A 2,159-nucleotide genomic window follows, 5' to 3' on the forward strand; every position below is an offset into this window, starting at 1 on the left:
AGACTATAAACTCTCAAATATGATCGAAAATTACGGGCTTATTGAACTGAAAGATGATCATATTCAAGTCAAAATACTGAAAGATGTTTTTAAACATATGTTAGAAGAAAACCAATACCAAGATGTCAATAATGTTATCAATGCTTTGCGAGATAAAGGCTATATTCAATCTGACCCTAATCGAAAAACAACCAAACGCAGTGTCAAAGATACTCAAGGTAAATCAAAGACCATTGTGTTCTATCATCTTAAATTGGATAAAGAACTTGCCCCTATTTTTGGCTTAAGTTCCAATACAGAAACTTTCACACCATCGAAATTTGATAATAATACAAATCCAGATTTGCTTAATAATTTTATTAAACAAGCAAAAGAAAAAGAAGCAAGTGACGATTTAGAACTATAAATTTGAATATTATACCGCTACAACGCTCTATGCGTTGTAGCTCATTAAATCAACCGGAGGTATAAAAATGAAAACAAACGTCAACTTATTAGATTATACAATTGATTCGGTAGAAGTCGATGATCATCAAAAACCTATTATCGTTAATTATATCGACAGATACTACCATATACAACAATATGTATTAACTGAAACGGAACAAAAACTACTAAAATTTTATCACTTGTACCCTGAATTCATGAATGAAAAAGAGATAACTGAACATTTTGTCCCAAGTACACGGCTAGAACGAATAACAATGCAACATGTTATCAATTCAATATAATTTGATATTTGGAGGATGACCATATGGACGAATTAATCACATTACTTGCTGATTTAGTGATTGATGAAATTAACCACGCTGATGACTAATAATAACGCCCAACACCAGCCAGGTGTTGGGCTTATCTATAAATTCGTTCATAAATATATATTATCACTTTGGAAGGAGGAAATAAGATGAAACAAGCAATTGGTTACTTACGTCAAAGTACACTCAAACAACAATCTCTAGCAGCACAGAAACAGACCATCAAAGCACTAGCCGAAAAACACAGTATTCAACACATTACCTTTTATAGCGATAAGCAATCAGGACGCACTGATAAGCGAAATGGTTACCAACAAGTTACTGAACTGATTCAACAAGGACAATGTAACGTATTATGTTGCTATCGTCTGAATCGACTTCACCGTAACCTAAAAAATGCATTAAAACTCATGAAATTGTGTCAAAAGTATCATGTTCATATCTTAAGCGTTCATGATGGCTACTTCGATATGGATAAAGCATTCGATCGGCTCAAACTCAATATTTTCATCAGCTTGGCCGAACTAGAATCTGATAATATAGGCGAACAAGTCAAAAATGGAATCAAAGAAAAAGCAAAACAAGGTAAACTCATCACGACCCATGCACCCTTTGGCTATAACTATCATAATGGGACATTCACAATAAACAAGTCAGAAGCACCAACAGTAAAAGCTGTATTCAGTTACTATCTTCAAGGATATGGCTATAAAAAAATTGCGCAATACTTAGAAGCTAATGAGAAATTTATCAATCGTAAACCCTATCAAGTACGTAATATTATCATGAACTCTAATTATTGTGGTCGAGTCATTAATCAATACGGACAATATGACAACATGTTCCCTTCTATTGTTTCGACTAATATATATGAACAAGCTCAAGCCATACGTTCACAAAAGCAACTCAAACGGACATCATCAGCTAATCAACTCAAACAAAAAATCAAATGTCCGTGTTGTAGCTCAACACTCACAAATATGACCATTAGAAAAAAGCATCATACATTACGTTATTATGTCTGTCCTCAAAATTTGAATGCATCTCGTTTTGTCTGTGAATTCAAGGGCATCAACGCACAACCATTAGAAGCGAGTGTCTTATCTACATGTCAAGACTTCTTTCAAAATCAACATCTGCATTCGAAAATCAACCATACAATTCAACAACGACTCAAAAAACAAAAAGACATAGAAGCTAAAAGTACAGTCACGCAAGAACAACTGATAGAAAAATTAGCCCAAGGCAAAATTGATGCAGATACATTCAGAGAACAAACGCAATCATTTCAACAACAGTCAAAACCTATAACATCAATCCATACGCATCAAATTCAAAAGGCTTTACAAAATGTCATGCAACAACGTTTCACATTAAACATATTGTACCCTTACATTGATG

Annotated in this window: 2 protein-coding genes and 1 pseudogene; all 3 read left to right on the forward strand. The window is 33.6% G+C overall.

What is annotated here, in order from left to right; all coding sequences use genetic code 11:
- Nucleotides 1-406, forward strand: a pseudogene (locus tag KA858_RS06660) (cassette chromosome replicative helicase); the annotation flags it as partial.
- A 67-nt stretch (nucleotides 407-473) separates the two neighbouring features.
- Nucleotides 474-731 carry a hypothetical protein gene (locus KA858_RS06665; RefSeq protein WP_070840097.1) on the forward strand — a complete coding sequence of 86 codons (258 nt, stop codon included), beginning with the start codon at nucleotides 474-476 and terminating at the stop codon, nucleotides 729-731.
- Nucleotides 732-907: 176 nt separating this feature from the next.
- Nucleotides 908-2,159 (forward strand): cassette chromosome recombinase CcrA (gene ccrA / locus KA858_RS06670; RefSeq protein WP_210135308.1); only part of this gene is annotated, 1,252 nt, incomplete at its 3' end.

The organism is Staphylococcus sp. GDX8P80P (assembly GCF_017893095.1).
GTDB lineage: Bacteria > Bacillota > Bacilli > Staphylococcales > Staphylococcaceae > Staphylococcus > Staphylococcus borealis.